This window comes from Pseudarthrobacter sp. N5 (genome assembly GCF_050157035.1).
In the GTDB taxonomy this organism is placed as follows: domain Bacteria; phylum Actinomycetota; class Actinomycetes; order Actinomycetales; family Micrococcaceae; genus Arthrobacter.
In genome coordinates this window covers 3,847,995-3,874,612 of sequence record NZ_CP189593.1, presented here as the reverse complement: position 1 = coordinate 3,874,612, position 26,618 = coordinate 3,847,995, and the positions used below count along the sequence as shown (strand labels likewise).

Below are 26,618 nucleotides of genomic sequence, written 5' to 3'. Positions count from 1 at the left end.
GAGACAGCCCGGAAGAGACAGGAGGTGCAGTCATGCCGCTCGACGAAGATGTGGTGGCCGCGATCTACCGCGACCACGGGAGCGCCCTGCGACGGTTTGTGCTGAGTGCCTCCCGCGATCCCCAGCTGGCGGACGATGTCGTGCAGGAAACGGTGCTGCGCGTCTGGCAACAGGCGCCGGATATCACCGGCAGCCTCCGGAGCTACTTGTTCAGGACGGCCCGGAATATCATGATCGACAACTATCGCAAGGCCCAGCGCCGCCCGCAGGAAGCCATGGAACGGGACGTACCCGATCTGGCGGAGGCCGCGGAACGCGTTGATGGCCTGCTGAACCGGGTCCTCATGGAAGAGGCGTTGCTCCGGCTCAGCACTGAACACCGGGACGTTCTGGTGGCATTGCACTACCGCCGCTTCACCGTGAACGAGGCATCCATCCAACTCAACATTCCCAGCGGCACGGTCAAGTCGCGGGCTTTCTATGCAGTGCGGGCACTGCGGACAATTCTCGACGAAATGGGGGTGAAACGGTGAGTGATACCGAGCTGCACCAGCTATTGGGCGCCTACCTCCTGGGCGGGCTTGATCCCGCTGACGCTGCGCGCTTCGAAGCACATCTGACGGTTTGCGGCAGTTGCCGCGACGAGTTGGCAGAGCTGGAAAGCATTCCGGCGCTGCTGGATGCCCTCCCCGTGCCCGACGCCGTGGCGCTCACCGCCGCACGGCCCCGGGACGCCTCGCCGGCCGAGCCGGGCGTCGCAGTGCCCCCTGCTGTCCTCGTTCAGCTGGCCTCCCGCCGTCGGAGGTCCCGACGCCGGTGGGCAGCACTGATGGGGGCGGTCGCCGCGGCCTGCCTGGCACTGGGATTCGTCGCCGGACCGCTGCTGAACCGGCCGGCACCGCCGGACGCGCGCTACTCGGTCCAGGCCGGCAACGGACTGCAATTCAGTGTGGAGCTGGCCCGGAAAACCTGGGGCACGGAGCTGGCCGTGGACGGCCGGAGCATGCCGCAGAACGGAACGCTCTCGCTGTGGATCCGGGACCGCGATGGCAGCGAGGACCGGGCATGCGCCTGGACTGCGACGCCCAGCGGCAAGGTCAAGGTCACCGGGGCAACCCCGGTGCAGCTGGCCAGCATCGCCAGCGTTGAGCTGCGCAACGAGAGCCAACAAACGGTAGCCGTGATCACCGTTCCTGCTGGCTGAGCTCAGTGCCCGGGACTACTGGCCCCGGAACTACTGGGCCCGGAACTCGGCCACCAGCCCCGGGTCTTCGCACGCCCGGGCAAAGGCCTCGATCCGTTTCTCGATCTCGTGGCCCAGTAGCCAGCCGCCTATCCTCTCCGCAACGGGCCGCAACCAGGCCGGCCGGCAGGAGAAGGTGTACTTCCAGACGGCGCGGGTGCCGCCGTCGTCCGCAGTGAACCGCCAGCCGCCGCCGAAATTCGAGAAAAACCAGGGACCGGACACCATGGTCATGCCCACATTCCGCGGCGGCACAAACGAGACGTATTCGCTGACCATCACCAGGCCCATGCGCGAAACTGTTCGTGTCCGGACGCCCTTGCCGGCTGCCGTGGCGCCGTCCAGCCAGCCCTGGGCAGAAATGAAGGGGTCCCACTTGAGCCGGAATGCGCCCGTGGTCTGGGAGAAGGCGAATGCGGTGGCAGGATCGAGCTGTATGAGGCGTTCGGCGCGGACCTGGGGCATGATTCCACCCTACATTTTTGCGAGGCGGGACCGCATCGCCATGTACACGCCGTAGCAGATCAGGCCCACGCCCACGGCTGCCAGCAGGTAGATTCCGTAGGGCTGCCCTCGGAGGGCCTTCAGCGCGCCGTCCAGGCCAGTGGACTCTTCCGGATGGGCGCGGACCGTGGAAATGACGAAGAGTAATCCGACCAGCAGCAGCGCAATGCCCTTGGCTACATAGCCAACCAGTCCCAGCCCGCTCACCACGGTCCGGGCGGTTCCGGACGACGGCATCCGCAGCTGCTTTTCGAAGGATTTCCGGAAGCCCCGGACCGCGTAGAAAATCCCGGTAATGGCAATGGCGGCGCCCACCAGGACCAGCAGGACGACTCCGCCCGGTGCCTTGATGATGGTTAATGTCAGGTCACTGGACGACCGGCTGTTGTCCCCTCCTGAACCTTTGCCGCTGGCGAAGGACGCCAGTGTCACGGAAAAACCGATAAACACCAGTCCCTGGCCGGCGGCTTTGAGCTTTTTGCCGAGTTTCTTGCCCGCAGGGAGCCGGTTGTAGTCGAAGATAGCGTCGCTGATCTGCCAGAGCGCCAGTGCCACGCAGGCAGCGAAGCTGACCCACAGCAGCAGCGTCCCTGCGGGCTCGCTGGCCAGCTGCCCCACCGCTCCGCTGAAGTCGGCGCTTCCGCTGCCTCCCGCCGCCAACCGGATCGCGATGGATCCCACCAGCAGATGCAGAATGCCGCTCACGGCAAAACCAGCCCGTGCAACCAGTTCAAGCGCCCGCGAGTTGGTGACGTCCTCGGCAGTGTCCGCGGCCTGTTTCATTTCTTTTTTGATGATGCCGTCCTTAGTACGGGCACGATGGTGCGCAATTTCTGCGTGCCCCCACCACAAGCCAATCGTGCCACGCGATCGCGTTCCGGAATAGAGCGGAGGGCTCCGGCGACACCCTGACGGCCGCGTGGTGGCTGAGGGGCTGAAGCTGGCAGGGCATGGGCACTGATACGGCATTGGCAGTGATGCCCATGGCAGGGAACACAGCGCTGTGTAACGATATGTATCAGCGATAAACCGCACACTTCTCTGCTGAGACATCACGACTTTTTACGGCGCTGACGTCAGCCAGCTTCGCGCATTGGCCAACCAGAGGAGCAGGAGAAGCCCTCGGCCGGCCCCACCGGAAGCACCACGGGCCCAAGCTCGATCGAGAGGGGCGTGGACTGGCTCAGGGACAAGGCCGCAGCAGAAGCGCAGGCCCACCGGAAGGAACTGGAGGAGGGCCTGGACAGGATGTCCAAAGCCAGCGCCGAGGAACAGGCCAAATGGTGGGACAGTCTGTCCGCCGAGGACAAAAAGTACCTGATCGACGGTGAGGGCAAGGACGGGCCGTTCGCCAAGGCAGACATCCCGGTCTACAAAGAGACCGGATCGGCCAAGGTCGAAGCCCGGGTGCTCTGGGTTCACGGTGGCGCGGAGATGGGAACCGGGGTGGTGGAGAACGCCGACGGCTCGGCCACCATGAAGGTCCACGGAATCTTGGGACTTGGCGTCAACGAGGCATCAGGCAGCGTCGGCGACGTCAAGGATGTTGCCGGCAACCCGCCGGGCTACATCCTGGACACCATTGACGATGCCGCCGGCGGCAACGGTGCCACCGGCCACGAGGACAAGGCCAACGGCACGCTTTCGCTCGAGGTCAAGGGAGAATCCGGTGATGCTTCGGGATCCGCCAAGCTGGATCTGGCCTACGAAAAGAACATGACAGGGCACCGTGAAGATTGACATCGACTACACACCGGAGAACAAAGCAGTCATCCACAGCTACATGCGCAACGTGGCGCAGGGTAACACCGCAGGCGCCGCCGCAGACGCCGCCGCAGACGCGGCAAAGCTCTACGACGCAGGTTCGGCCACGGTCCAGGTCAACAGCGTGGTGAAGGCCGAGAGCGAGGCAGGCATTGATCTGAAGGCCGGCGAGGTCAAGGTCAGCACGGAAAACCAGACCACCACCAACGTCAGCACGTACTATAAGGTCCCGAACGACGGAAAACTCGAGCAGCTCTAGCATCCAAGGACCCAGCGGTATCACAGCCGCGGACTTTTGCTGAAGGAGCAACACCCATCATGTCAGTGCACATTGAATCACCGCTTGGCTTCACAGCCGATTTCCCCGAACACACCATGATCCCGGAAGATTCCACGGCCGGCCCGACACCGAACAGTATGGCCTCTTGGGCGACATCCTGGTGACGGTCATCAAGGACGACAACTCGGTCCAGGGCCCAGTGCAGATCACCGGCTGGGCACACCTGATGTCCGATTTCTATCTTGAAGAGCGCGGCGGCACACTGCTGACCGAAGGCGAACTGAACCTGCCCGGCAAAGCTGCGTACACCGTCGTGGTTGGTTACGGCGACGCCGACGGTTCGGCAAAAGCCGCCGCAACGGTAGGCGTCTGGCAGGAGAACCGCTTCATCGGTGTAGTAGTGATCTGGCCTTGCGTTAATCCGGAGATTGAACCTCGGATCAGCATGCTGAAGGACGTTGTGGGCGCCATCAGCGTCAGCTGACGCCCGATCTTGCCGGCGGCGGATCTACCTGACGCCGATATTGACTGACGCCGATGTTAACGGCGGCGGGTGCTATCGGCGCCGGTAGCAGAGATCGAAGACCAGCCGGCCAGCCTCGTGGGCTTTCCCTTCGAAACTGGTGAGGATGCGGCCGTCGAAGCGCGGTGCCCAGCCGCCTGCTTCATCCACGCCCTCGTTGGGGCCGGTGTGCTCCGTGCTGACGGGCGCCCGGCCTTCCTTGACGGGCGCGCCGCCCACCAGTGCCTCGACACCGGATTCCCAGACCTGGGTGAGCGGGCTGTCCGGGCCGCTGCGCTCGCCGTCGTGCATGTTTTCAAAGTCCGCAGCGCCGGCCAGCACCTCGCGCACATGGACCGCGTAGTTGGACCAGTCTGTCGCGATGCGAAACAGCCCACCGGGTTTCAGTGCCTTGGCTGCCAGCTCGGCAAACTCCGGCTGGATGAGGCGGCGCTTGTGATGCCGGGACTTGTGCCACGGATCCGGAAAGAAAACCCACAGCTCGGTCACTGAGCCGGCGGGCAGCATGGTGGCCAGGACCTCGGGGGCATTGGCCTCCACCACGCGGACATTGCTCAGCCCACGGCTGTTGATCTTGATGATGGTGTTGGCGAGCCCGGGGGTGTAGACCTCCACTGCGAGGAAGTCCGTGTCCGGGTTTTCCTCAGCCGCGTGGCAAGCGGCATCGCCCAGGCCTGAACCGATTTCCACAATCAGCGGTGCCTTGCGGCCGAACTCGGCCTCGGCGTCGAAGGTGTAGTCCGGGTGGACCGAAGTGTTGGCGATGTGGCGGGGGACATCCACGGCCCATCGCTCCGCATGCTCCTCCCACGCTGCCTGACGGCGCCCCTGCAGACGGGTGCCGCGCCGCACGAAACTCACCGGCCGGCCGCGGTAGGTGCCGAAGGAAGCCTGGCTGCCGGGAGTTACCGGACGCGAGGACTGCGGTTCCTGCGAGGTGTCAGCTGATGCCTCGGCGGCGGGCGTCTGCGGGGAATCTGGGGTTTCACTCATCCCTTCCAGAATACCTGCGCCCACGGTCCGGGCTGGCCGGGCAGCGTTCTGCAGGCACAATGAATTGGCAGAAGTCAGCGGCGCAAGGGACTGGCACAGGGGCACACGATTGAGGGGAAATTCAGTCACCAATAGGTGCGATAGTAACTGGCCACCACTGCGAAATCGACGCCCACAAAGGACAGCCCGACAACCCCCACGAGCCAGCCGGGTGACGAATGCACGCACTTTCTCACGGCAATGGAGCCGAACATCAGGGCGAGCAGAGCAAATAGTACAGGCAAGCTCCAGAAGACCGCGGGCGCAACCCAGTCCAGTTCGCCGTCCCCACCTGAGTCCCCACGTGTGAAGAGCATGGCATACATGGTGGGAAGCAGAGTGAAAAACATGCTGGGGATGACCAGGGCAGCCATCACAATGCTAGTGGCACCGGACCCCCTGCCCGGGGTGCTGATGAGCGTCCCGCGGCCCGCAGCGTCGCCGTGCGGATGCGGAGGCTCTGGGTGGAGCGTTGGCGGTGGCGGTGTGCTCATGATTCTCCCAAGGATGCGGTAGCCGGATCCTGCGGTGTCGGCTGACTTAGCCCAGAGTATCGGCGGGAGGTAGAGCAACGGCACCCTTCTCCGCTCCCCTGTGGATAACTTCCAGGCAACGGGGGCTGCGAGAATAGGGCGCGTGACTCCAGCTGAAAACACCTCCGCGCGCAGCCTCCTGGTCGACACCGGGATCGACGAAGTTCCCGGTGCAGAGCCCACCAGGGTTGGCAGCGGGCGCGGGTTGGCCTACCTCGGCATCTGCCTGGTGCTGATCGGTCTAAATCTGCGCACGGTGTTCTCCAGCTTCTCGGCGGTACTTCCGGAGCTGACGTCCGGCGCCGGGCTTCCTGGCTGGGCCGTGGTGGTTCTCACCACCGTGCCGGTGACGCTGCTGGGAGTATTCGCGCCGCTGGCCCCCGTGCTCGCGCGCCGCTTTGGTTCAGAACGGGTGCTGCTGGGCGCCATGGCCGTACTGACTGCCGGGCTGCTGCTGCGGCCCGTCGATTTCCCCGGTGCCGGGCATTTGCCGGCATTGATGGCCGGTACCGCAGCGTGCGGGGCTGCGATCGCACTTTGCAATGTCCTCTTGCCGGGACTCGTGAAACGTGATTTTCCGCACCGGCTTGGCCTGATGGGCGGCCTGTACACCACAGCGATCTGTGCATCCGCCGCGCTGGGTGCAGGCTTCACCTACCCCCTCTTTGCCTCAACCGGCCAATGGACATCGGCGCTGTCGTTCTGGGCGCTGCCCGCCGGCGTCGTACTTTTGCTGTTCCTGCCGCTGGCCGTCAGGCAGCCCCACGGCCGCCATCAATCCGTCCATGACGGCGTCAACGTGTGGCGCTCCGGAGTCGCCTGGCAGGTGACAATTTTTATGGTGCTGCAGGCCATGATGTCTTTCAGCGTGTTTGCATGGCTGGCGCCGATCCTGCGCGAACGGGGCGTGGACGGCGGAACGGCCGGGCTGATAGTGTCCGCGTCGATCGCGCTGCAGATGCTGGGTTCGCTGTTCGCTCCGGCGCTTGCCACTCGGTCCAGGGACCAGAGGGTCATCAACACCGTGGTGGCGCTGATGACCGGCGGGGGATTCGCCCTGTGCATCTTCGGGCCGCTGGAGCTGATCTGGGTGTGGACCGCGCTGCTGGGACTCGGCCAGGGAAGCCTCACAGCTGTGGCGCTCACCATGATTATGGTCCGGACCCGTGACGGCCGCACCGCCGCCCATCTGTCCGGCATGATGCAGGGCGTGGGCTACGGACTCGGATCCACCGGAACGCTGATGGTGGGGCAGCTGCACCAGGGCACGGGTTCGTTTGCCGCTGCGGGAGTGCTTTTCCTGGTGGTGGGAGCGCTGGCCGCCGTGTTCGGTTACCGCGCCGGCCGGAACCGATTCGTAGGCGGCTGACCCCGGCGGGCCAGCCGCCGCCGTCGTACTTCCTGACCCGTCATTCCTGGCCGAACTGACTCGCAGCAGATGTCGTAATGAGGGCTCAAAACGACCCTTAATGCGAGTCAGTTGGGCGCTCGGCGAGGCTAGTGCGTGAGGTCTTTGCCCATGGTTTCCGGGATGGTGAAGACGAACACCGCGCTAATGGCCAGGAGCACCACTGCGTACACATTGAACAGGTTGGGCATCTGCATGGTGGTACCCAGCCACTGCTGCAGGTACGGTGCGGTTCCGCCGAACAGCGCCACGCAGATGGCGTACGGGACGCCCACACCCACCGTGCGGATGCTCGTGGGGAACAGCTCGGCGTACACGGCGGGCACAATCGCGGCGCTCGCGGCGACGAAGATCAGCATCACGGACATGCTCACGGCCAGCTGCCACACGGAATCCTTGAGCAGCCAGGTCATGGGGAAGTGCATCACTGCGCTGCCGATGGCCCCGGCCCACAGCACCTTCTTGCGGCCGATCCGGTCCGAGAGCTTGCCCCAGAATGGCAGGGCTGCAATAAACACGAGGTTGCCGATGACGCCTGCCCAGAGGGCTTCGCCACGGTCGATCTTCAGGGCGGTGGTGGCGTAGCTCGGGGCCACCACACCCCAGATGTAGTAGATCACCGTGAGGCCCACGGTCAGGCCGATCACCTGCAGGGCCTGCTTGCGGTGGCGGACGATCTGCGGCCAGATGGGAGCGCGTTTCTCGCCGGTGGACTCGCCTTCGAAGGCCTCGGTTTCGTGCAGCCGGGACCGCATGATCAGTGCGTACAGGCCCAGCGCTGCGCCGATGAGGAACGGGATCCGCCAGCCCCAGGCGTTCATGACTTCAGTGCTGAGCACCATGTTCAGGACCGCGCCCAGCAGAGTGCCAAAAAGAATCCCCACCGTGCCGGAGGTGTAAATCAGGGTGGCCCAGAAACCGCGCTTTTCCTTGGGTGCCACCTCGGACAGGTAGGTCTGCGACGACGGCAGCTCGCCGCCGTGTGCCAGGCCCTGGACCAGCCGGGCCACCAGCAGCATCAGCGATGCCGAGGCCCCCACGCTCGCAAACGTGGGTGCGACGCCGATCATCAGGCTGCCCACGGACGCCAGGCCAACGGCCAGTGTCATGGAGGTCTTGCGTCCAACGCGGTCACCGATCCAGCCGAACAGGAATCCGCCGAAGGGACGGGCAACGAAGCCGACGGCGAAGATCGCCAAGGTGGACAACACGGCCGACGCGGGGTCCGCCTTGCTGAACAGCTGGCTCGCGATGAACGGGGTGAACGTCGCGTAGATGGCCCAGTCGTACCATTCGACGGCGTTGCCGATGCCGGTGCCGATGATGGTCTTCCGGGTGGCCGCCCGGTCGGTGAGCTGCGGGTTGACGGTAAGGGTCATGGTTTTCTCTCTGGGATGGGTGGGTCTAGGAGGCGTTGTTGGCGGACGCCGGCGCAGATGCTTGCGCGGCCGCCAGTGTGGCGAGCCGCGAAATGGCGAGTTCCGCATAGAGGGCGGCCCCGTCAGCCAGAACGCCGTCGTCGAACGTAGCGTAGGGCGAATGGTTGAACGCCGCGGTGATGTGATCGGTGCCCGGGGGCACGGCGCTCAGTCCGATGAACGTGCCCGGCACCTCGGCCAGAACGCGGGAGAAGTCCTCGGATCCGCTCATCGGCGTGGCCCAGCGGGAGAGCCTGGATTCGCCGAACAGTCCGGTGATGACGTTTTCAGCGGTGTGGGTCTCGTCCGCGTCCGTGATGGTGAGCGGGTACTCCTGCTTGTAGTCCACATCGACGTCCAGGCCGTGTGCTGCTGCGATTCCTCGGAGCAGCCGCGGCACTGCCGCCATCATCTTCTGCCGGGCTTCTTCAGAGAACGTCCGGATGGTGGCCTCGATGCGGGCGGTTTCCGGGATCACGTTGCGCTTGGTGCCAGCGTGGAGTACCCCGACGGACAGGACCACGGGATCGAACATGTTGAACTGGCGGGTCACCATGACCTGGAGGGCCGTGACCATTTCCGCGGCCGCCGTCACGGGATCCTTGGCTGAATGCGGGGCGGAACCGTGTCCGCCGGCACCCAGCACCGTGACCACCAGTCCGTCCGATGCGCTGAGCATGACCCCGGACTTGGTGCAGAACCTGCCATGGGGCTCCAAGGAGGAAAACACATGCATGCCGTAGGCGGCGTCAACGCGGCGGCCGGCAGCATCCAGCACGCCTTCGCGGATCATGTAACTGGCGCCATCGAATCCTTCTTCACCGGGTTGGAACATCAGGACGACGTCGCCGGCCAGCTGGTGCCGGTGTTCGGCCAGGAGGGTGGCGGCCCCGGCGAGCATGGAGGTGTGCAGATCGTGCCCGCAGGCATGCATGGCGCCGTCGATCCTCGAGATGAAGTCCACGCCGGTTTTTTCCTGGACGGGGAGGCCGTCCATGTCGGCGCGTAGCAGCACAACGGGCTTGTCGGCGGAGGCGTGGCCGGCGCCGCCGCGCAGCACTGCCGTGACCGACGTCGTGTCCCGGCCAAGCGTGATTTCGTACGGGAGACCGTCCAGCGCCTTGAGCACCTTTTCCTGGGTGCGCGGGAGCTGCAGGCCGATCTCCGGTTCGCGGTGGAGCTCGTGGCGGAACCGGGCAATGTCGTCCTGCAATTCGCTGGCGTCGGCGGTGATGGTCATATGTTCTCCTGGTCTGCAATCGGATTCCGGGTTTCTTGTATTGCCATTGTGTGGTGACCGGCTTCACAATCTTCCAAACCACTGAAAAGATTCATGCAAAGGTCAGAATTGGCAGGATTCATGCGCCGTTCAAGGAGGAGTCGCTGATGGAACTCAGTGAAGAGGATCTTCGGCTGATCAATGCCCTGCAGATCTCCCCCCGCATCAGCTGGTCGGACGCAGCCGACGTCCTTGGCGTCCATGCCACCACGCTGGCGTCGAGGTGGGACCGGCTGCGTGCCGCGGGCGCTGCATGGACCACGGCGCATCTCATGGGCGATCCCACGAACGCCTGCCTGGCGCTGGTGGATGTGGATTGCGAGATGCGCCTCAGGCCCGCCGTCACGGCCGCGCTCGCCGCGATCCCTGAAGTGATCACCGTGGAGGAGGCAGCGAGCAACCGGGACCTCATGCTGACGGTGATCACCCGGAATCTGGGGGAGTTCAGCAACCAGTTCGTGCCACGGCTCAGAGAGATCCCCGGGCTGATGAAATACCAGACCTCGCTGTGCACCAGGATCCACACGAGCGGTTACGCGTGGCGGCTCAATGTGCTGAGCCGGGCAGAACAGCAGGCGCTTCGGACCCTGGCCGGGCCGGAGGCTGCAGGTCCGCCGACGTCCGACGCCGTCAGTGCGCCCCTCCCGGACAGCCACCTCGCGCTCTTTCCGTTCCTGGCGCGCGACGGCCGGGCGTCAGCGGCCGAGATTGCCCGCGCACTGGGGCGGCATCCCGCCACGGTGCAGCGGCAGCTTGGCCGGGTGCTCTCCAGCAGGCTGCTGTCCTTCCGTTGCGAAATTGCGCAGAAGTACTCCGCGTACCCCGTCACCTGCCAGTGGTTCGCGAACGTTCCGCCGGGCGGGCACGAGGCCGCGGCGACCGAACTCCGGGCCGTCCGGAACGTCAGGTTCACGGCATCCACCACCGGCCGGACCAACTTTGTGATCATCATGTGGCTGGGCTCGCTGGCCGACGTCCTGGAGATGGAACTCGCCATCCAGGAGCGCATTCCGGGCATCGAACTTGTTGAGAGCGTCGTCATGCTGAATACGGCGAAGCGCGTGGGCTGGTTGCTGACCCCGGACTCGACGGCGAGTGGCGCCGTCGTCGTCGTCCCCGGTCCCGGTCCCGAAGTGAAGGGGAAGCCTGGGGAAGGCGCGTATTAGGGTTCCCAGCGGCGGGGGCCGGTGCCAGCGCCGCCCAGTTCATCGCCGGGGTTCTGCAGCCGGCATGCCTTCAGGCTGAGGCAGCCGCAGCCGATGCAGCCGTCCAGATCGCTGCGGAGGTGTTCCAGGGCTTCGATGCGTGCATCAAGTTCGGAGCGCCAAAGACGGGAGAGCCTGGACCAGTCGCGTTTGGTGGGTGTCCGCCCTTCCGGCAGGGATTCCAGCGCCGAGCCGATGTCCTTCAACGGAATGCCAACACGCTGCGATACTCGGATGAATGCCACGCGCCGCAGCATGTCGCGGCGGTAGCGCCGCTGGTTGCCGGAGGTCCGTTCCGAGTCGATCAGCCCGTTGCGTTCGTAGAAATGAAGGGCCGACGGCGCCACTCCGCTCCGTTCCGACAGCTCGCCGATGCTGAGGACATGGTGTGCTCCGCCCGCAAGCTGTGGCATGCTTCCCCTTATATGTCATTCCGCCCGCCGGACGGATCCTTGACCTCAACTATAGTTGAGGTTCTAGGGTTGCGTCCATGACAACTGATCAGGCTCTAACCGTGCGCGATTCCTCAGTTTCCGTCTCCGCCCCACCTGCGGGCATCCTTCAGCACCCCTATTTGTGGGTGACCACCGGCGCCTGCGCCCTGGTCTTTCTCAGCGCGTTCGAGTCCCTCGCGGTCACCACCATCATGCCGCTGGTCAGCCGCGAACTGAGTGGCGCGAGCCTGTACGCCCTGGCCTTTGCCGGACCGCTGGCTACGGGAGTGATCGGCATGGTTGCGGCAGGGAACTGGTCTGACCGGCGGGGCCCGTCCGCCCCGCTGTATGCGTCCGTGGCCATGTTCGTGCTGGGACTGCTGATCGCGGGAACCGCAGGATCCATGGCCGTCCTGGTCGCCGGGCGGCTGGTGCAGGGACTTGGCGGAGGTGCCCTGACAGTGGCCCTGTATGTGGTGGTGGCGCGGGTGTACCCGCCGGTGCTGCACCCCAAGATCTTCGCCGCCTTTTCCGCAGCCTGGGTGATCCCGTCCCTGGTGGGCCCGTTCGCGGCCGGGATCGTGGCGCAGGTGGCCAGTTGGCACTGGGTGTTCCTGGGCGTGGTGGGCCTGGTGGTGCCCGCGCTCCTGATGATCGTTCCGGCGTTGCGCGGCCTCCGCAGCGGCCCAGGCGGCCCGAAGGACGCCGCTGATGCGGGAACGACGCCGAAGCCGTGGTCGTACGGCAGGCTGGCGTGGGCCGCCCTCGCGGCGCTCGCCGTCCTAGGTTTGAACCTTTCCGCGGGGGTCCCGGTGGCCGGAGGCGCCCTGGCTGCTGCCGCCGTCGTTACTGCGCTGATTGCGGTCCGACCCCTCGTGCCGCGCGGCACCCTGACGGCCCGGCGCGGACTGCCGAGCGTCATCCTCGCCCGCGGCCTGGTCTCGGCGGCGTTTTTCGGCGCCGAGGTTTACCTTCCGTACCTGCTGGTGGAACGTTATGCCTTTTCCCCGACTTTTGCCGGCCTGACGCTCACCTTCGGCGCGATCTCCTGGGCCGGGGCCTCCGCCGTCCAGGGCAGGCTCGGAGCCAGGCTGGACCACCGGCTTGCGGTGCGGATCGGCTCCGCGCTGGTGCTCGGCGCCGTCGTCGTTGCCCTGGTGACCACGGTCCTGGCCTGGCCGGCCGCCGTCGCGATCACCGGGTGGGTGTTCGCCGGCGGAGGCATGGGGCTGATGTATCCGCGCCTGAGCGTGATGACCCTGGCCCTGTCCACTCCGGAAACCGAAGGTTTCAACAGCTCCGCGATGTCCATCTCCGATTCCCTCGGAGGTGCCCTGGCCCTCGCCACCACCGGCATCGTGTTCACCGCATTTACCGCAACGACGGCGGCGGCGGGCGGGGTGCCGGGGACCTCTTTCGCGGGGGTCTTCGCGCTGACGGCGGCAATCGCCGTCGTCGCCGTGGCCGTCGCCCCTCGGGTTGCGGCCCGGCCGAAGGGTTAGCCGCGCGGGCCAGCGGCGGGAGCGGTCGCAGCAAGCGGCTGGTTGCCGAACGGGCATACAAAGGAGCCACGGCCGGAAACAACCGGCCGCGGCTCCTTACTTGAGGGGACGCGGTGGTCAGCCGGCCACGGCGGCCCGCTCCGCCGTCGACGCGGCCTTCCATTCTTCAATCCGCGCCTGCTGCAGGGGGGTCTGGCGGTTGAAGTACCACGCGGCGCCAAGCAGCAGGAACCAGATGGGAGCCACTACCAGCGCAAGCCGCGTGTCATCGGCCTGGGCCAGGGCCACCAGCATGAACAGGAAGAACGCCAGCACCACGTAGGGCATGAAGCGGGAGCCGGGCATCTTGAACGCCGAGGCTGCGTGCAGCGCAGGCCTGCGCCGGCGGAACACGATGTAGCTGATCAGGATCATGGACCAGACAAACATCGTCAGCACCGACGCCACTGAGGTGACGATGGTGAAGGCGCCGATCACGGAGTCGCCGGAGTAGAGCAGGACCAGTCCGGCCAAGAGGAAGATGCAGGAGAACAGCAGGGCGTTCTGCGGAACCTTGCGGATGCTCAGTTTCCCGAAGGCCTTCGGTGCGTTGCCGTCCTGGGCCAGGCCATAAACCATGCGGGAGGTGGAGTAGATTCCGGAGTTGGCACTGGAGGCGGCCGAGGTCAGCACCACCAGATTGATGACGACGGCGGCGATGCCCAGCCCGGCCAGGGTAAACATGCCGATGAAGGGGCTGCTGGCCGGGTCAATGCTGCGCCACGGGTTGACCGCCATGATGACAATCAGTGCGCCCACGTAGAAGAGCAGGACGCGGACCGGGATGGAATTGATGGCCCGTGGGAGGTTCTTCTCCGGGTCCTTGGTCTCCGCGGCCGCCGTGCCCACCAGCTCGACGCCGGCGAAGGCAAAGATGGCGATCTGGAAGCCGAGGACGAAGCCGAACATCCCGTGCGGGAACATTCCGCCGTCGTTCCACATGTTGGCCAGGTTGGCCACGGCGCCGCTGGGTGACGTGAAGTGGGTGGCGATCATGACCACGCCGGTGACTATCAGCGCCACGATGGCCACCACCTTGATGATGGCGAACCAGAACTCTGCCTCACCAAAGGCCTTGACGCTGGGAAGGTTCAGCAGGATCAGTACAAGCGGCGTCAGGAGGGCCGGAATCCACAGCGGTGTGCCCGGGGCGAGCTTGTCGACGTAGCCGGATATGGCGACAATATCGGCGACGCCGGTGACCACCCAGAAGAACCAGTAGGACCAGCCAGTGAAGAAGCTGGCCCAAGGGCCCAGGAGATCCCCGGCAAAGTCGCTGAAGGACTTGTACTTCAGGTTGGAAAGCAGGATCTCACCCATGGCCCGCATGACGAAGAACAGCATGAAACCGATGATCATGTAGACGAAGATCACGGACGGGCCAGCCAGTGAGATGGTTTTGCCCGAGCCCATGAACAGGCCGGTGCCGATGGCGCCGCCGATGGCGAGCAGCTGGATATGGCGGTTGCCCAGCGCGCGGGCCAGATGCGGATCCTGGCTGTGGCCCCCGGTGGCGGATTCGGTTGCGGTGTTCGCGGCAACCGTGGTGGTGCGTTCAGACATAAGGCTTCTTTCCTTGTCACGGGCGGAGCGAAGCGGGAACCCGAGGGCCGCAACGCAGACCGCGCTGATCCGTCACAGATGTGACGGGGGTAACAGTTTGGCGTGTGGATTAAGACTAGATCCACGTTTCCGGCCGTTCCGAACCCTCTGGCGGGCTGCCGGTCCGCGCCGATCGGCGGTCCGGCCCGTCACGGCGACTGCCCCGCGCGTCTTCGCCGGGTATCGGGAAAGGGCATTCTCCCGCGTGGTGCCGCGCTTAGCGGAGGGGGCGCGCGCTGCCCCGTCCGGGGCCGCAGGCGGGAGGCCCGGCATGGCAGCTGGCGGGAAAGTTACTCGACAAATGTCGAGGTTCGTGGAACCAAGTGTCGACCCTTGTCCGCCGCGTTTTCGGGCCGCGCCTGAAAGCTGTCAACGCGAGCGAAGTTCCTGCCTTTCGTCTCGCAGCTGCACCGGCCGAGCTAACGCCCGTTTTTCATCTTGCGCCAGCCGCCGGCGCGGTTGTTGGCGATGATGCGCTTGAGCATGTCGGTAAGTGCGGCGGCATTGACCGCCTCGCCCTGGCGTAAGGCAACGCTGCGGGCGGTCGCGTTGTCATGTCCTGCCGTGATGATGTGTTCGGGATCAGGGACCATGGCGCCGTCGTAGAGGAACAGGTTGACGTGGTCCTTGGCTGCCTGCAGTGCGCAGATATTGCCCTGGAGTACGAAGTACGGACGATCCGTGCGCTTGATGGTCTCGACGACCTCGGCGTCGGCGGCGTGGGCGAGGTCCCGGAGCTCACGGCAGATGGCTTGCTGCCAATCCGGCAATGCGTCGATGTAATCGTCGACGCGCGGATCGACGGCGTACCTCACAGCCACCCATCTTCCCGCGTGGCCCGCAATACGGCGTCGGCGATCGTGGCCCGCTGCCCGTCCGGACCGTCGACAGTGCGCTCCCGGCTGGCCGCCACGTCCAGCCGCCAGCCTGGTTTGGTGGGATGCAGCTCGAATGCAAGCTGCTCAGGCGTGAACAGCATGTCAGCTGATATGTGGCTGCCCCAGGGTGGCAGCCGGTCCGGGTGGTGGCCCACAATCAGCAGCGTGCCGCCCGGCCGCACGGCCGATGCCGCCGCCTTAAGCGATTGTTGCCATGGAAGGGCCGGAGAATGCAAGAACTGCGCGGACACGAGATCGAATTCCGCTTCGGGTTGCCACGCCGCCAGATCCTGCTGCACCCAGGTGATCCGGGGCCCGTACTTTGCCTCCGCGGCGTGCGCCACGGCGCGTTCAAGCGCGACGGCGGACACGTCGACGGCGGTGACCGTCCAGCCCTGCTCTGCGAGCCACAGGGCATCGGCGCCTTCGCCGCAGCCGAGGTCCAGGGCCCGGCCCGGCTTCAGCCCGGCTGCCTCCCGCACCAACTGGGGGTTGGGCTTCCCGCTCCAGATTCGCGGGCAGGTCCGGTACATTTCGTCCCAAAGGTGAGCGGCGCCGTCGTGCGTGTTGCCTTGATCCTGATGGTGCGCTCCCGGATGATCCCTGCCGCGTTCCGTCATGGCTCCAGCCTGCTCCACGGCGCCCGGCAAGGCAACGGCTCCGCCCTCCCAACTAGGTCGCAATAGATGTCGTTTTGAGCGCTCAAAACTACACCTATTGCCAGTCACTTGGGGGAGGGGGATGGGTCCGCAGGGGGTCCGTGCGGCGGCGGATGGCCCCGGGATGCTATGCTTGGATCACTTGATGTGCAGTGATGCCCGCTTTTGTTCCGGTTCATCAACCGGTTCCCCGGTTCTCGGGAGTGGGCTTTTTTCATGTGAGAGGCACATCCTGCGTCGATGAACGCGTTCTATTTGGTCCCAGCCGCCGCCTTGTATGTTTTGGCAGCAGGCCGGTTGACCACCTGACTTTTCTTCGGCGAACCCCTGAGCCAACCGGCATCGGGGGCCGATATCCTCACGGATACCGCCAGAAAGACCTTTGAAATACATGACTACTTTCGCTGCCCTTGGCACGCCCAAGGCCCTTGCCGACACCCTCACCGCCCAGGGGATTGAAACCCCGTTCCCCATCCAGGTGAAGACCCTCCCGGACACACTCGCAGGACGCGACGTCCTGGGCCGCGGCCGCACCGGCTCCGGCAAGACCATTGCTTTCGCTATCCCGCTTGTAGCACGACTCGCTGAGCGCGAAGCCAAGCATTTCCGCAAGCCCGGCCGCCCCATGGGCCTGGTTCTTGCACCCACCCGCGAGCTGGCTACCCAGATCAACGCCACCATCGAGCCGATGGCGAAGGCCATGGGCCTGACCACCACGGTGATCTACGGCGGCATCTCCCAGGCCCGGCAGGAAAAGGCACTGCGCGCCGGCGTTGACATCGTCATCGCCTGCCCGGGCCGCCTGGAGGACCTCATCCGCCAGCGCATCCTGACCCTCGAGGCCGTGGAAATCACCGTGCTGGACGAGGCCGACCACATGGCCGACCTCGGCTTCCTTCCGGTAGTCAAAAAGCTCATGGACATGACCCCCTCCAAGGGCCAGCGCCTACTCTTCTCCGCAACACTGGACAACGGTGTGGACAAGATCGTCCAGCGTTACCTGTCCAACCCGCTGACCCACGCCGTGGACGATCCGCAGGCCTCCGTGACCACCATGGAACACCACGTCCTGGTGGTCAACGATCAGACCGTCAAGAAGCAGCTGATTGTTGAGCTCGCCTCGGGCGCCGGACGCCGTGTGCTCTTTATGCGCACCAAGCACCACGCCCGCAAGCTGGCCAAAACCCTGACGGACGCCGGCATCCCCGCCGTCGACCTTCACGGCAACCTGTCGCAGAATGCGCGTGACCGCAACCTGGCGGAGTTCTCCTCCGGTGAGGTCCGCGTCCTGGTGGCCACCGACGTCGCAGCCCGTGGCGTCCACGTGGACGACATCGAACTGGTTATCCACGTCGACCCGCCCACAGAGCACAAGGCGTACCTCCACCGCTCAGGCCGTACAGCCCGTGCGGGTTCGGACGGCACCGTGGTCACGCTGACCCTCCCGGAGCAGCAGTCTGACGTCAAGAAGCTGATGAAGGCCGCGGGCGTCGAGGTTAACTTCGAGCGCGTCACCGCCAACTCTCCGCTGGTTGCTGAACTGGTGGGCGACATGGCGGACAAGATCGATCCCCGCACCCGTGCGGCCCTGCTGGCAGCCAAGTCGAACCAGGGCGGCGGAAGCTCCACTGGCGCGAACGCCGAGCGCAAGCGCGCCCGCCGCACCACACAGGCTGCGCCCTCTGCCGGCGGCCGTGGTGGCCGTGGCGGACGCGGACGGGTTTCTACCGAAGCTCCCCGCACCGATCTTCCGCGCGCCGAGCGCCGAGCCGTGGCCTACGAGGGCCAGGCCGCGGCCCGCAACGCTGCAGAGCGTGTCACGGAGAAGAACGAAGACCGTTTGGACGCCGAGCGCGCCGCACGCCGCAGCACACGTGCCCGCAGCTCCGCCTACACACACCGCAACGACGTACCCGCAGCAGGTGGCCGCACTTCGGCTGGCCGCGGGTCCGACGGACGCAGCAGTGAAGGACGCAGCAGCGAAGGACGTGGCGCTTCGGCTCCGCGTGGCGGCGCAGCAGGCGGCCAGCGTGGCGGACGTCCGGCAACAGGCCAGCGTGCCGCCGGAACCGGCGCCCGTACAGGCGGAGCCGGCCAGCGTGCCGGTGCCGGGGCGTCAGGCAATGCAGGAAACTCAGGAAACAAAGCCGTCTGGTCCTCCAATACCGGCGGCACCTCCGGCGGATCCTACGCAGGCGGCGGCAACGGGCGCTCCGGCGAAGGCCGTCCGGCGCGCAGCGGTCCCCGCCGCGCGTCGGCCCCGGCCTCGAATGAGCGCCGCGGCCGCTAGGTCCTGAATCCACACAATCGAGTGCTCCCTAAGTGCCGTTGAGAACGTTCAGAACGGCACGTATGGAGCACTTGATTGCGTTAAGGTCCTCTTACCAGCCGCGGGCGCGCCACTCCTCCAGATGCGGGCGTTCGGCGCCGAGGGTGGTGGGCTTGCCATGGCCCGGGTGCACCACGGTGTCATCCGGGTAGGCGCCGAACAGCCGTTCGCTGATATCTGCGAGCAGCTGCTGGAAGCGCTCCGGATCATTCCCGGTGTTGCCCACGCCTCCGGGGAAGAGAGAGTCGCCGGAGAAAATGTGTGCCGGGCCTGCCTGGTCCTGGTACACGTAGGCGATCGAACCCGGAGTATGCCCGCGCAGGTGCACTGCTGTCACATCGAAGCCGTCGAAGTTGCCGACGTCCCCGTGATCCAGCAGTACATCCACCGGCACCGGCAGCTCCGGGGCGTCATCCACGCCTGCTGATGTTTTGGCACCCGTGGCTTCCACCAGGCCGGGCAGTGCCCGGACATGGTCCCAATGCTGGTGGGTGGTGGCGATCATCGCCAGCTTGGGGGCTACCGGGCTGTCGGCCGCGGCGTCGGCAATAAGGCCCTGGATGGCTGGCAGGTCATCGGCGGCGTCGATCAGCAGCTGGGCGCCGGATACCTTGGCGGTGAGCAGATACACGTTGTTGTCCATCTCGCTGACCGAAATCCGGCGGATGGTGATATCGCGTAAAGAATGAATGAGCGTGTCCATGGGGCTCAGTCTACGGAAACGCTATTCACGGCCCTCGGACACCCACGTGGGGTCCACGGAACGGGAGCCGACGACGGCGTCCGCGGCGGCGTCGAGCCTCTCCAGTTGCGCCGTGGTGAGGTTCAAGGCGAGGGCACCCAGGTTCTCGTCGATCCGGTGCGCCTTGCGCGTGCCGGGGATCGGGACGACTGCCAGGCCGAGCCGTCGGCCCTGGGCAAGAAGCCAGGCCAGCGCCACCTGCGCGGGTGTTGCACTGCGTCCGGGTGCTGCGCCGTGTCCTGACACAGAAAGCTCCGAAGCGACCGACTGCACAGCGGCCACAATGGCCTGGTTGGCAAACAGGGCGTCTTCGGCGAAACGGGGGATCCGGCGTCGGAAATCGTTCTCTCCCAGCTGGGAGACATCAACGGTGCCGGTGAGGAATCCCCGGCCCAGCGGTGAGTAGGGGACAAATCCCACGCCCAGCTCGGCTGCGGCCGGAACAACGTTGCGTTCCACGTCGCGGCTCCAGATGGACCATTCGCTCTGGACTGCGGCGATGGGGTGGATGCTGTTGGCCTCCCGCAGCTCCCCGGCCGTCACTTCGGACAGACCAAGGTGACGGACTTTGCCCTGCTGTACAAGCTCCGCCATGGCCTCCACGGTTTCCACAATCGGAACGCGGAGGTCACGGCGGTGCATGTAGTAGAGGTCAATGACGTCGGTGCCAAGGCGCCGGAGGCTGTCCTCGGCTGCCTGTTTGACGTAGCCGGCGTCGCCGCGGATATCGCTGTAGCCGGCAGCCGGATTGCCCACCAGGGCGAACTTGGTGGCCAGCTGCACCTCGCCCCGGCGCTCCTTGAGGAGACGGGCGATGAGTTCCTCGTTGCTGCCGCCGCCGTAAATGTCCGCGGTGTCAATGAAGCTCACGCCGGAATCCACGGCGTGATGCAGGGTCTTCAACGCCTCGGCCGGATCCACCTCTCCATAGACAGGGGTGAGCGCCATGCCGCCGAATCCGAGTGGGCTGACTTTGAGGCCGTCGCCGAGCTCTACTGTTGCTGTTGCCGATGCCGGTTTCATGTTGGTGTCCGTTTCGCTGTGCGGGAACTGCCGTCCCAGCCAACAACCGTTGGGGCCCCGGCAGTATTCCGGCCCTCCTGTCCATCCTGCCCAGTTGCCACTTCCCAATCGGTGGGCTGCCCGGCATGTTGGGGCCGACATTCCACGTGCCGCAGAACCGCTTCACCTTGTTCACCGCCGGCGTGCTGGGCGGCGTGCTGGGAACTGTTGCTGCGACGTCGGGTCCGCCGCTGGTTGTGGTCTACCGAAACATGGATCCACAGCGGTACCGTGCCAACCTCTCGCTGTTTTTTCTCATTTCTTCACTGGTGGCGCTCGTGGCGTCGATTACCGTCGGTTCGTTCGGCACCTCGGAACTGGTGGCCTCCTGCTGGTTGCTGCCCGGCGTCGCCCTGGGTGCGCTGGCCTCGAGGCCGTTGGTGAAACGGCTTTCCGCCGCCGCAATCCGTCCGGCGGCGCTGGGGCTTTGCCTTGTGGCCGGCGTGAGCCTCGTTATCAAAGGCAGTCTCGCCTGAGCGGTTTCAGGGAAGCGCCTTCAGGGAAGTGTTCGGGGAAGAGCCGACGCCGGGCGAGCTGGCTACGGGTCCGCTGGGGTTCCGGCCGGCAACAGCTTCAGCCCGGCGGCGCAGCCCACAATTCCCGCGATGAACAACACCTTGAACACACTGAAGGGTTCAGCCCCGGTGGCCATCGCGCACCCCACCGTCAGGGCAGCACCGATCCCCACCCAGACGGCATAGGCGGTGCCGAGGGGAATGGTTTTTACGGCTAGCCCAAGACCCACCATGCTCAGCGCTGCAGTCACCGCAAAGACCAAAGCGGGGAGCGGCCGGGTGAAGCCATCGGACAAACCAAGGGCCGTGGCCCAGACGGCTTCCAGAAGGGCGGATGCCAGCAGAACAGTCCAGCTGAAAACTGTCCGTTGCAACATCACGCCACCACCTTCAGGCCAACCACGCACGCGGCGATCCCGCCGAGCAGCAGCAGGCGCGCCGCCGTCGGACGTTCAATCTTGCTGACGATCGCATAGGCAGAGGTCAGGACCACTCCCACTCCCACCCACACCGCGTAGGCGGTGCCGGTAGGGATGGATTGCATGGCGACGGCGAGCCCGCCGGTGCTGGCCAGGACTGAAATCAGGAACAGGAGAGCGGGGAGCGCCCGCTTTGAGCCTTTGGCCCGGAAGGTCCGGTGCAGGGCTGCGGCCCAGACGGCCTCAAGAGCCCCGGAGAGAACGAGAATTACCCACGACATAACAGATCCTTAGGCCAGTCTTGTCGTGTGCCGGGTACTGAACCGTCGTCCGGAGATTCCAGAGCGGAACCTTGGTTTCAGACTAGCAACACCCGACGCCGGAGGCCACCGCTGGTGGCGGCTGTCACCAGGGCGGCCCGTGTCAGCTTCGGGCTACAGGGCCCCGCCGGCGGCCTGGGGCGCTGAGGAATCGCGTCCGCCGTCGCCGATGGTTTCACGGGCAATGTAGTTTTCGATGTCGAACAGGTTGTCGGCCCGCTCGGCGATGTTCAGGAGGGTGGACATGGACGCGACTTCCTCCACCTGTTCCTTGAGGAACCAGAGCATAAACTGCTCGCCCAGGGCATCATCCTCGGAGCGGGCGGCCCGGAACATGGCTTCGATGTTCCGGGTGACTTCCTGCTCCTGTTCCAAGGCCAGCACCAATGGCTCGGTTACGGAGGCGAAATCGTTGCGGACGGCCGGGATGCCGGGAATGATGACGGGGACGTTGCGGTCCAGCATGTACCGGATCATCATCATCGCGTGGTTGCGTTCCTCCACGGACTGGCGGTAGAAATAGCGAGCCAACTGGGGAAGATCCTGGTTGTCGAACCAGGTGGCCACGGCAATGTACTGCTGTGAGGCTGCGAACTCGTTGCCAACCTGGGTGGTCAGAAGGTCATTGAAAGTAGGCGTCGTCATGGACCGAGTCTAGGGATGCCCACCGGGCCTGACCAGTGTGGAAAGGCTCCGGTAACAAAGGCGAGGCTAGCCTGCCACCCGGTCGATCGACACCACCGCAAGGAAACCGCGGCCCAGGATTTCGGGGGAGCGGGCATCGGAACCTACGACGGCGTCATAGCGGCCCAGCGTCTCCGGCTCGCCTGCCAGCGCGGCTGCTCGGCGGGCGGACTCGCCTGCGGGCGCAACTGGGGACTCGGCTGCGGGCGCGGTTACTTCCGGCCCGGCTTCCGGCCCGGCTTCCGGCCCGGCTTCCGGCCCGGCTTCCGGCCCGGCTTCCGGCCCGGCTTCCGGCCCGGCTTCCGGCCCGGCTTCCGGCCCGGCTTCCGCCTCCGGATCCGCGCCGGGGCTCACCGATGCCTGGCCCTGAAGCAGGATGCCGAGCTGGCCTTCGAACACCGGATGCGCCCGCTTCTTGGACAGCTCGATGATGGAGGTAAAGCCCTTGAACGCGCCGGCCCGGGTGATCACGTTGAGGTCGCGGATATCTCCGGTAGGCAGTGCCCCGTTTGCTGCGGCGTCACCGGAGAACCTGAACGGGCGGTACTTTTCCAGCGGATGTTCTTCGCCGTCCACGGTCAGCAGCAGGAGTTCACCGTCGATCACCGTCAGGACGCGGTCCATGCCGGGGAACGGCGAGAAATCGCCCGCCTTGGATACCTCTGCGATGCTCACCCGCCAGTCCCATACGCCGTCCTGCGCGGAGGCTGCCTTGGGGTGGCTGGCGAGTTCCCGGGTCACCCCGCCGCCATTGCGCCACGGTTCGGACCTGAGCTCTGCAAAACGGATGATCTCCATACACCCAGCCTAACCTCGCCGCGGTTGCCTTCCCGGAACCTGGCCGGCACGTGACGTCGGCATGCCGAACGTGGTCTTGCTAACGTCAATAGGAGCAAGACTGCCTGAAGGAGCCGGGAATGTTCGTCAAAGTGTGTGGGCTGAGTACGCCCGAATCTGTCCGTGTGGCAGTAGCCGCGGGCGCGGACGCCGTCGGGTTTGTCCTGACCCCCAGCCCCCGCGAGGTGTCTCCGGCGCGTGTTGTGGAGCTCCTTGCCCATGTTCCTGCCGGCGTTGCGGCCGTCGGCGTTTTTCGGCACGAATCCGCCGCAGCTGCAGTGGCAACCGCCCGCTCCGCTGGCCTCGAATGGATCCAGCTTCACGGCGTCCGTTCGCCGGAGGACGTGACAACCGCGCACGACGCCGGTATGAAGGTCATCAGGGCCGTCACCATGGGTGCCGCTCCGGTGGACTACGGCAGCTGGGGTGAGGAGCTGCTGCTGATCGACGCGGCCGTTCCCGGATCGGGTGAGGCATGGGACTACCGGTCCGTGCGTGCCCTGGGGGAAGAAAAACAGGGCCTCGAGAGCCGCAGCTGGCTGCTGGCCGGGGGACTCGATCCCTCCAACGTCGCTGAAGCGGCCACTGCGGCCGGCGCGTGGGGTGTGGATGTCTCCTCCGGCGTCGAAAGTTCCCGGGGTGTGAAGGATCTGGCGAAGATCCGCGAATTCGTGAAGGCCGCGAAAGGCTGAGCTGTCCGAGCCCTGAGGTTCCGGTGCCGGTGGAAACCAAGCCTTGACACCGGAATCCCCGAATGCCATATTTAACGTATAAGTTAATTAGCGTAAGTGTTAAATACCGAGGATTAGACTGGCGGTATCCGGCGCTCTTCATACAAATCCAACATGGATCAGGAGTCAGAAAATGAGCTCGCAGCAGGAAACTGAAACGTACACTCTGTCCATGGAGCGTGAATTCGACGCTCCCCGCGAACTGGTCTTCAACGCCTTTATGGACCCGGACCAGCTCGCAGCCTGGTTCGGTCCGGAAGGAGTGGATACACCCCGCGATCGGATCACCGTGGAGCCGCGGGTGGGCGGCGCCTGGAGTCTGGTGATGGTTTATGAGGACGACGGCGTCCACAAGGAATCGCCCATCAACTCAATCATTACCCAGTACGAGCCACCCCGGCTGATCGAGGCGGCGGAACGTGAAAGCGATGAGTCCACAGCTGCAGGTGAAGTCCTCCGAATGCGCCTTGAGTTTGAGGACATCGGCGGCAGGACGCTGCTGAAACTCACCCAGAGCGGCTTCACGAGCCAGGAATGGGTGGACATGACCCGCGAGGGCTGGGACAGTTCCTTCACCATCCTGGACAAGGAGCTGGCGGCGACCTCAGACACCGCCAGCTGAACCGGCCACGGGCCCCGCGACGGAGTCCCGCGTCACAACGGCCGGTGCATTTCCACGACTTCCTGGTGGCGGGGGCTGTCGGGGTTCATGAGGGAGTGTTTGCGGCCGTAGGTGAAGTAGATGGCGAGGCCGATGATGAGCCAGATGCCGAAGCGGAGCCAGGTTTCCCAGTGGAGCTGGAACATCAGGAAGGCGGAGGCGAGCATGCCGAAGGCCGGGACGGCGGGCATGAAGGGGAGGCGGAAGGTCCGGGGTGCGTCGGGTTTTTTGTAGCGGAAGATGATCACGGAGAGGCAGACGACGACGAACGCGGCGAGGATGCCGATGTTGGTCAGGTCCGCGACGGCTTTGATGGGGAAGACGCCGGCGAGCAGGGCCGAGGCGATTCCGGCGATCCAGGTCACGCGCTGGGGTGTGCCGTGCCGGTCGGTTTTCGCGAACCAGCCCGGGAGCAGGCCGTCCCGGCTCATGGAGAACCAGACGCGGGTGACGCCCAGGAGGAAGGTCAGCATCACGGTCAGGATGGACAGGACCGCGAAGACGGAGATGATGGTCGCGATCACGGGCAGGCCGACACCGTTGAAGGCGGAGGCGAATCCTGCTTTGGGGTCGATGTCCTTGTAGTTCTGCATGCCGGTCAGGACCAGGGTCGCGGCGACGTAGAGGAGCATCGCGATGATCAGGGAGATGATGATGGCTTTGGGCATGTGTTTTTTGCCGTCGGTCGCTTCCTCGGCGGCGGTGGACATGGCGTCGTAGCCGAACACGGCGAAGAACACGGTCGCGGAGCCGGCCAGGACCGGGCCGAAGCCGCTGGGCATGAAGGGGTTGTAGTTGTTGGTGTCGATGTAGAAGATGCCCAGGCCGATGATGAACAGGATCAGGATGACCTTGATCGCGACGGCCACGAGTTCAAAGCGGCCAAAGGCCTTGGTCCCGCGGGAGAGGATCCAGGTCACCAGAAGGCAGACCAGGATCGCGGGCAGGTTGATGATCCCGCCCTTGCCCTCGTCCGCGGTGGAGGTCATCCAGCCCGGCATGTGGACCCCGATCCCGGTCAGGAACGCATCGAAGTAGCCCGAGATGCCGATCGCGACTACGGCCACGATCGCGATGTATTCGAGCAACAGGTCCCAGCCGATGAACCAGCCGATCACCTCGCCCAGCGCCACATACCCGTAGGTGTACGCGGAGCCCGCCCGCGGGATCATGCCCGCGAACTCCGCGTAGGAGAGCGCCGCGGCCGCCGAGGCCAGGCCCGCGATCAGGAACGAGAACAACACCGCCGGACCCACCCCCGGATTCCCCGCACTCCCGGCAGCGACCAGCCCCGCGAGCGAGAAAATCCCCACCCCGATAATCCCGCCCACACCGATCGCCGTCAGCTGCCACAACCCCAACGACTTAAACAACCCGCTGTGCTTGTTCTCTTCCTCAATGTCATCAATGGGCTTACGCCGCATGATGGACTGCGGGTTTTCTGCGTTGGCCATGGTTTCCTCCAGAAATCGTCCTTCGGGTGTGACAGCTTACTGAAACTATTCACCCCGTCCTGTCATAGGGCAAGGGATCGCCGCTTTGTCTTACCCGGGGGAGAGAATGGATGAATGAAGACACTGCTTAACATCATCTGGCTCGTTTTCGGCGGACTCTGGCTCGCCATCGGCTACTTCCTGGCGGGGGTCATCTGCTGCCTGTTGATCGTCACCATCCCGTGGGGCATCGCTTCGTTCCGGATTGCTTCTTACGCCCTGTGGCCGTTCGGCCGCATGGTGGTGGACAAGCCCGGCGGAAACGGCGTGTTCTCACTGCTGGGCAACGTGATATGGCTGCTGGTTGCCGGCATCTGGATTGCCATTGCCCACGTGGTCACGGCGTTCGCCATGGCCATCACCATCATCGGCATCCCGCTGGCCATCGCCAACCTGAAACTCATCCCGGTATCGCTGATGCCGCTCGGAAAGCAGATTGTCCGCAGCAACTCGCCGTTCGTCAGCAGCTACCGCTAGCCGCGTATTGCTTGCTGCAGCGGGCAGGTAATCCGCCTCGACTGC

General features: G+C 65.3%; 30 protein-coding genes and 1 riboswitch. Of the genes, 13 read left to right on the top strand and 17 right to left on the bottom strand.

Annotated features, from left to right (window positions below; genetic code table 11):
• Positions 1-32 precede the first annotated feature (32 nt).
• Together ACQCST_RS18615 and ACQCST_RS18610 are read left to right on the top strand one after the other, a co-directional pair.
• On the top strand, positions 33-533 hold the full coding sequence (locus ACQCST_RS18615) for a sigma-70 family RNA polymerase sigma factor (RefSeq protein ID WP_426997225.1): 501 nt from the start codon (positions 33-35) through the stop codon (positions 531-533).
• Positions 530-1,204 (top strand): anti-sigma factor family protein, encoded by a 675-nt coding sequence (locus ACQCST_RS18610; RefSeq protein WP_426997223.1) that lies wholly within the window; start codon positions 530-532, stop codon positions 1,202-1,204. Before ACQCST_RS18615 ends, ACQCST_RS18610 begins: the two co-directional genes overlap by 4 nt.
• A 30-nt stretch (positions 1,205-1,234) precedes the next feature.
• On the opposite strand, the gene ACQCST_RS18605 is transcribed toward ACQCST_RS18610, so the two are convergent.
• Positions 1,235-1,708 (bottom strand): type II toxin-antitoxin system RatA family toxin, encoded by a 474-nt coding sequence (locus tag ACQCST_RS18605; protein ID WP_426997221.1) that lies wholly within the window; start codon positions 1,706-1,708, stop codon positions 1,235-1,237.
• A 9-nt stretch (positions 1,709-1,717) separates the two neighbouring features.
• A complete protein-coding gene (locus tag ACQCST_RS18600; protein ID WP_426997219.1) occupies positions 1,718-2,530 on the bottom strand; it encodes a DUF1206 domain-containing protein in 813 nt (270 codons plus the stop codon).
• Between the two features lie 390 nt (positions 2,531-2,920).
• On the opposite strand from ACQCST_RS18600, the gene ACQCST_RS18595 reads away from it, so the two are divergent.
• The 3 genes from ACQCST_RS18595 (at position 2,921) to ACQCST_RS18585 (ending at position 4,275) form a co-directional block, all read left to right on the top strand.
• Entirely contained in the window at positions 2,921-3,487 is a 567-nt protein-coding gene (locus ACQCST_RS18595; RefSeq protein ID WP_426997217.1) for a hypothetical protein, read from the top strand.
• The gene (locus ACQCST_RS18590) at positions 3,477-3,770 is read left to right on the top strand and encodes a hypothetical protein (RefSeq protein ID WP_426997215.1); all 294 of its coding nucleotides are present in this window, start codon (positions 3,477-3,479) and stop codon (positions 3,768-3,770) included. Before ACQCST_RS18595 ends, ACQCST_RS18590 begins: the two co-directional genes overlap by 11 nt.
• A 166-nt stretch (positions 3,771-3,936) precedes the next feature.
• Complete coding sequence (locus ACQCST_RS18585) at positions 3,937-4,275, top strand: hypothetical protein (RefSeq protein ID WP_426997213.1); 339 nt, start codon at positions 3,937-3,939, stop codon at positions 4,273-4,275.
• Between the two features lie 72 nt (positions 4,276-4,347).
• Here the strand turns inward: ACQCST_RS18585 and trmB are convergent, their stop codons facing one another.
• Both trmB and ACQCST_RS18575 read right to left on the bottom strand, forming a co-directional pair.
• Positions 4,348-5,307, bottom strand: coding sequence for a tRNA (guanosine(46)-N7)-methyltransferase TrmB (gene trmB, locus ACQCST_RS18580; RefSeq protein WP_426997211.1), 960 nt, complete (start codon positions 5,305-5,307; stop codon positions 4,348-4,350).
• A gap of 125 nt (positions 5,308-5,432) precedes the next feature.
• Entirely contained in the window at positions 5,433-5,840 is a 408-nt protein-coding gene (locus ACQCST_RS18575; RefSeq protein WP_426997209.1) for a hypothetical protein, read from the bottom strand.
• Positions 5,841-5,982: 142 nt separating this feature from the next.
• Here ACQCST_RS18575 and ACQCST_RS18570 point away from each other — a divergent pair, with 142 nt between their 5' ends.
• Positions 5,983-7,248 carry an MFS transporter gene (locus tag ACQCST_RS18570; RefSeq protein ID WP_426997207.1) on the top strand — a complete coding sequence of 422 codons (1,266 nt, stop codon included), beginning with the start codon at positions 5,983-5,985 and terminating at the stop codon, positions 7,246-7,248.
• Between the two features lie 128 nt (positions 7,249-7,376).
• Here ACQCST_RS18570 and ACQCST_RS18565 read toward each other — a convergent pair whose 3' ends face one another.
• Both ACQCST_RS18565 and ACQCST_RS18560 read right to left on the bottom strand, forming a co-directional pair.
• Positions 7,377-8,666: an MFS transporter gene (locus tag ACQCST_RS18565; protein ID WP_426997205.1), complete on the bottom strand. Its 1,290-nt coding sequence runs from the start codon at positions 8,664-8,666 to the stop codon at positions 7,377-7,379.
• A gap of 25 nt (positions 8,667-8,691) precedes the next feature.
• Positions 8,692-9,945 carry a M20 metallopeptidase family protein gene (locus ACQCST_RS18560; protein ID WP_426997203.1) on the bottom strand — a complete coding sequence of 418 codons (1,254 nt, stop codon included), beginning with the start codon at positions 9,943-9,945 and terminating at the stop codon, positions 8,692-8,694.
• Positions 9,946-10,091: 146 nt separating this feature from the next.
• Here ACQCST_RS18560 and ACQCST_RS18555 point away from each other — a divergent pair, with 146 nt between their 5' ends.
• Complete coding sequence (locus tag ACQCST_RS18555) at positions 10,092-11,150, top strand: Lrp/AsnC family transcriptional regulator (RefSeq protein WP_426997201.1); 1,059 nt, start codon at positions 10,092-10,094, stop codon at positions 11,148-11,150.
• Here ACQCST_RS18555 and soxR read toward each other — a convergent pair.
• Entirely contained in the window at positions 11,147-11,602 is a 456-nt protein-coding gene (gene soxR, locus ACQCST_RS18550; protein WP_426988507.1) for a redox-sensitive transcriptional activator SoxR, read from the bottom strand. The genes ACQCST_RS18555 and soxR overlap by 4 nt on opposite strands.
• Before the next feature lie 77 nt (positions 11,603-11,679).
• On the opposite strand from soxR, the gene ACQCST_RS18545 reads away from it, so the two are divergent.
• Positions 11,680-13,125: an MFS transporter gene (locus ACQCST_RS18545; protein ID WP_426997199.1), complete on the top strand. Its 1,446-nt coding sequence runs from the start codon at positions 11,680-11,682 to the stop codon at positions 13,123-13,125.
• A 117-nt stretch (positions 13,126-13,242) separates the two neighbouring features.
• Here ACQCST_RS18545 and ACQCST_RS18540 read toward each other — a convergent pair whose 3' ends face one another.
• The 3 genes from ACQCST_RS18540 to ACQCST_RS18530 form a co-directional block, all read right to left on the bottom strand.
• Positions 13,243-14,727 (bottom strand): amino acid permease, encoded by a 1,485-nt coding sequence (locus ACQCST_RS18540; protein ID WP_426997197.1) that lies wholly within the window; start codon positions 14,725-14,727, stop codon positions 13,243-13,245.
• A gap of 458 nt (positions 14,728-15,185) precedes the next feature.
• The gene (locus tag ACQCST_RS18535) at positions 15,186-15,581 is read right to left on the bottom strand and encodes a DUF1801 domain-containing protein (protein WP_426997195.1); all 396 of its coding nucleotides are present in this window, start codon (positions 15,579-15,581) and stop codon (positions 15,186-15,188) included.
• Positions 15,578-16,264, bottom strand: a complete 687-nt coding sequence (locus tag ACQCST_RS18530) for an SAM-dependent methyltransferase (protein ID WP_426997193.1) — start codon at positions 16,262-16,264, stop codon at positions 15,578-15,580. Before ACQCST_RS18530 ends, ACQCST_RS18535 begins: the two co-directional genes overlap by 4 nt.
• Positions 16,265-16,694: 430 nt before the next feature.
• On the opposite strand from ACQCST_RS18530, the gene ACQCST_RS18525 reads away from it, so the two are divergent.
• Positions 16,695-18,593 (top strand): DEAD/DEAH box helicase, encoded by a 1,899-nt coding sequence (locus tag ACQCST_RS18525; protein WP_426997191.1) that lies wholly within the window; start codon positions 16,695-16,697, stop codon positions 18,591-18,593.
• Positions 18,594-18,684: 91 nt separating this feature from the next.
• Here ACQCST_RS18525 and ACQCST_RS18520 read toward each other — a convergent pair whose 3' ends face one another.
• Complete coding sequence (locus ACQCST_RS18520; protein WP_426997189.1) at positions 18,685-19,335, bottom strand: MBL fold metallo-hydrolase; 651 nt, start codon at positions 19,333-19,335, stop codon at positions 18,685-18,687.
• A gap of 21 nt (positions 19,336-19,356) precedes the next feature.
• Positions 19,357-20,397 carry an aldo/keto reductase gene (locus ACQCST_RS18515; RefSeq protein WP_426997187.1) on the bottom strand — a complete coding sequence of 347 codons (1,041 nt, stop codon included), beginning with the start codon at positions 20,395-20,397 and terminating at the stop codon, positions 19,357-19,359.
• A 125-nt stretch (positions 20,398-20,522) separates the two neighbouring features.
• On the opposite strand from ACQCST_RS18515, the gene ACQCST_RS18510 reads away from it, so the two are divergent.
• Positions 20,523-20,912, top strand: a complete 390-nt coding sequence (locus ACQCST_RS18510; protein ID WP_426997185.1) for a sulfite exporter TauE/SafE family protein — start codon at positions 20,523-20,525, stop codon at positions 20,910-20,912.
• A 62-nt stretch (positions 20,913-20,974) separates the two neighbouring features.
• Here ACQCST_RS18510 and ACQCST_RS18505 read toward each other — a convergent pair whose 3' ends face one another.
• The 4 genes from ACQCST_RS18505 to ACQCST_RS18490 all read right to left on the bottom strand — a co-directional run bounded on the left by ACQCST_RS18505 (position 20,975) and on the right by ACQCST_RS18490 (position 23,172).
• The gene (locus ACQCST_RS18505; protein WP_426999218.1) at positions 20,975-21,328 is read right to left on the bottom strand and encodes a DMT family transporter; all 354 of its coding nucleotides are present in this window, start codon (positions 21,326-21,328) and stop codon (positions 20,975-20,977) included.
• Complete coding sequence (locus ACQCST_RS18500) at positions 21,328-21,651, bottom strand: DMT family transporter (RefSeq protein WP_426997183.1); 324 nt, start codon at positions 21,649-21,651, stop codon at positions 21,328-21,330. Before ACQCST_RS18500 ends, ACQCST_RS18505 begins: the two co-directional genes overlap by 1 nt.
• A gap of 9 nt (positions 21,652-21,660) precedes the next feature.
• A riboswitch (guanidine-III (ykkC-III) riboswitch) is annotated at positions 21,661-21,726 on the bottom strand.
• 78 nt (positions 21,727-21,804) lie between these two features.
• Positions 21,805-22,335, bottom strand: a complete 531-nt coding sequence (locus tag ACQCST_RS18495) for a ferritin (protein ID WP_426997181.1) — start codon at positions 22,333-22,335, stop codon at positions 21,805-21,807.
• 66 nt (positions 22,336-22,401) lie between these two features.
• On the bottom strand, positions 22,402-23,172 hold the full coding sequence (locus ACQCST_RS18490; protein WP_426997179.1) for a HutD family protein: 771 nt from the start codon (positions 23,170-23,172) through the stop codon (positions 22,402-22,404).
• 119 nt (positions 23,173-23,291) lie between these two features.
• Between ACQCST_RS18490 and ACQCST_RS18485 the strand changes: the two genes are divergently transcribed.
• Both ACQCST_RS18485 and ACQCST_RS18480 read left to right on the top strand, forming a co-directional pair.
• Positions 23,292-23,903: a phosphoribosylanthranilate isomerase gene (locus ACQCST_RS18485; RefSeq protein WP_426997177.1), complete on the top strand. Its 612-nt coding sequence runs from the start codon at positions 23,292-23,294 to the stop codon at positions 23,901-23,903.
• A gap of 172 nt (positions 23,904-24,075) precedes the next feature.
• Entirely contained in the window at positions 24,076-24,564 is a 489-nt protein-coding gene (locus ACQCST_RS18480) for an SRPBCC family protein (protein WP_426997175.1), read from the top strand.
• 32 nt (positions 24,565-24,596) lie between these two features.
• Here the strand turns inward: ACQCST_RS18480 and ACQCST_RS18475 are convergent, their stop codons facing one another.
• On the bottom strand, positions 24,597-26,057 hold the full coding sequence (locus tag ACQCST_RS18475) for an amino acid permease (RefSeq protein ID WP_426997173.1): 1,461 nt from the start codon (positions 26,055-26,057) through the stop codon (positions 24,597-24,599).
• Positions 26,058-26,171: 114 nt separating this feature from the next.
• Here ACQCST_RS18475 and ACQCST_RS18470 point away from each other — a divergent pair, with 114 nt between their 5' ends.
• Entirely contained in the window at positions 26,172-26,573 is a 402-nt protein-coding gene (locus ACQCST_RS18470) for a YccF domain-containing protein (RefSeq protein WP_426997171.1), read from the top strand.
• Positions 26,574-26,618 lie beyond the last annotated feature (45 nt).

Coding starts and splice junctions, on each gene's coding strand:
- ACQCST_RS18475 (WP_426997173.1), bottom strand. CDS start 26,057: ATGGCCAACGCAGAAAACCCGCAGTCCATCATGCGGCGTAAGCCCATT.
- ACQCST_RS18615 (WP_426997225.1), top strand. CDS start 33: ATGCCGCTCGACGAAGATGTGGTGGCCGCGATCTACCGCGACCACGGG.
- ACQCST_RS18495 (WP_426997181.1), bottom strand. CDS start 22,335: ATGACGACGCCTACTTTCAATGACCTTCTGACCACCCAGGTTGGCAAC.
- ACQCST_RS18555 (WP_426997201.1), top strand. CDS start 10,092: ATGGAACTCAGTGAAGAGGATCTTCGGCTGATCAATGCCCTGCAGATC.
- ACQCST_RS18605 (WP_426997221.1), bottom strand. CDS start 1,708: ATGCCCCAGGTCCGCGCCGAACGCCTCATACAGCTCGATCCTGCCACC.
- trmB (WP_426997211.1), bottom strand. CDS start 5,307: ATGAGTGAAACCCCAGATTCCCCGCAGACGCCCGCCGCCGAGGCATCA.
- soxR (WP_426988507.1), bottom strand. CDS start 11,602: ATGCCACAGCTTGCGGGCGGAGCACACCATGTCCTCAGCATCGGCGAG.
- ACQCST_RS18560 (WP_426997203.1), bottom strand. CDS start 9,945: ATGACCATCACCGCCGACGCCAGCGAATTGCAGGACGACATTGCCCGG.
- ACQCST_RS18485 (WP_426997177.1), top strand. CDS start 23,292: ATGTTCGTCAAAGTGTGTGGGCTGAGTACGCCCGAATCTGTCCGTGTG.
- ACQCST_RS18480 (WP_426997175.1), top strand. CDS start 24,076: ATGAGCTCGCAGCAGGAAACTGAAACGTACACTCTGTCCATGGAGCGT.
- ACQCST_RS18510 (WP_426997185.1), top strand. CDS start 20,523: ATGTTGGGGCCGACATTCCACGTGCCGCAGAACCGCTTCACCTTGTTC.
- ACQCST_RS18525 (WP_426997191.1), top strand. CDS start 16,695: ATGACTACTTTCGCTGCCCTTGGCACGCCCAAGGCCCTTGCCGACACC.
- ACQCST_RS18530 (WP_426997193.1), bottom strand. CDS start 16,264: ATGACGGAACGCGGCAGGGATCATCCGGGAGCGCACCATCAGGATCAA.
- ACQCST_RS18515 (WP_426997187.1), bottom strand. CDS start 20,397: ATGAAACCGGCATCGGCAACAGCAACAGTAGAGCTCGGCGACGGCCTC.
- ACQCST_RS18565 (WP_426997205.1), bottom strand. CDS start 8,666: ATGACCCTTACCGTCAACCCGCAGCTCACCGACCGGGCGGCCACCCGG.
- ACQCST_RS18545 (WP_426997199.1), top strand. CDS start 11,680: ATGACAACTGATCAGGCTCTAACCGTGCGCGATTCCTCAGTTTCCGTC.
- ACQCST_RS18520 (WP_426997189.1), bottom strand. CDS start 19,335: ATGGACACGCTCATTCATTCTTTACGCGATATCACCATCCGCCGGATT.
- ACQCST_RS18505 (WP_426999218.1), bottom strand. CDS start 21,328: ATGTTGCAACGGACAGTTTTCAGCTGGACTGTTCTGCTGGCATCCGCC.
- ACQCST_RS18500 (WP_426997183.1), bottom strand. CDS start 21,651: ATGTCGTGGGTAATTCTCGTTCTCTCCGGGGCTCTTGAGGCCGTCTGG.
- ACQCST_RS18600 (WP_426997219.1), bottom strand. CDS start 2,530: ATGAAACAGGCCGCGGACACTGCCGAGGACGTCACCAACTCGCGGGCG.
- ACQCST_RS18470 (WP_426997171.1), top strand. CDS start 26,172: ATGAAGACACTGCTTAACATCATCTGGCTCGTTTTCGGCGGACTCTGG.
- ACQCST_RS18575 (WP_426997209.1), bottom strand. CDS start 5,840: ATGAGCACACCGCCACCGCCAACGCTCCACCCAGAGCCTCCGCATCCG.
- ACQCST_RS18490 (WP_426997179.1), bottom strand. CDS start 23,172: ATGGAGATCATCCGTTTTGCAGAGCTCAGGTCCGAACCGTGGCGCAAT.
- ACQCST_RS18540 (WP_426997197.1), bottom strand. CDS start 14,727: ATGTCTGAACGCACCACCACGGTTGCCGCGAACACCGCAACCGAATCC.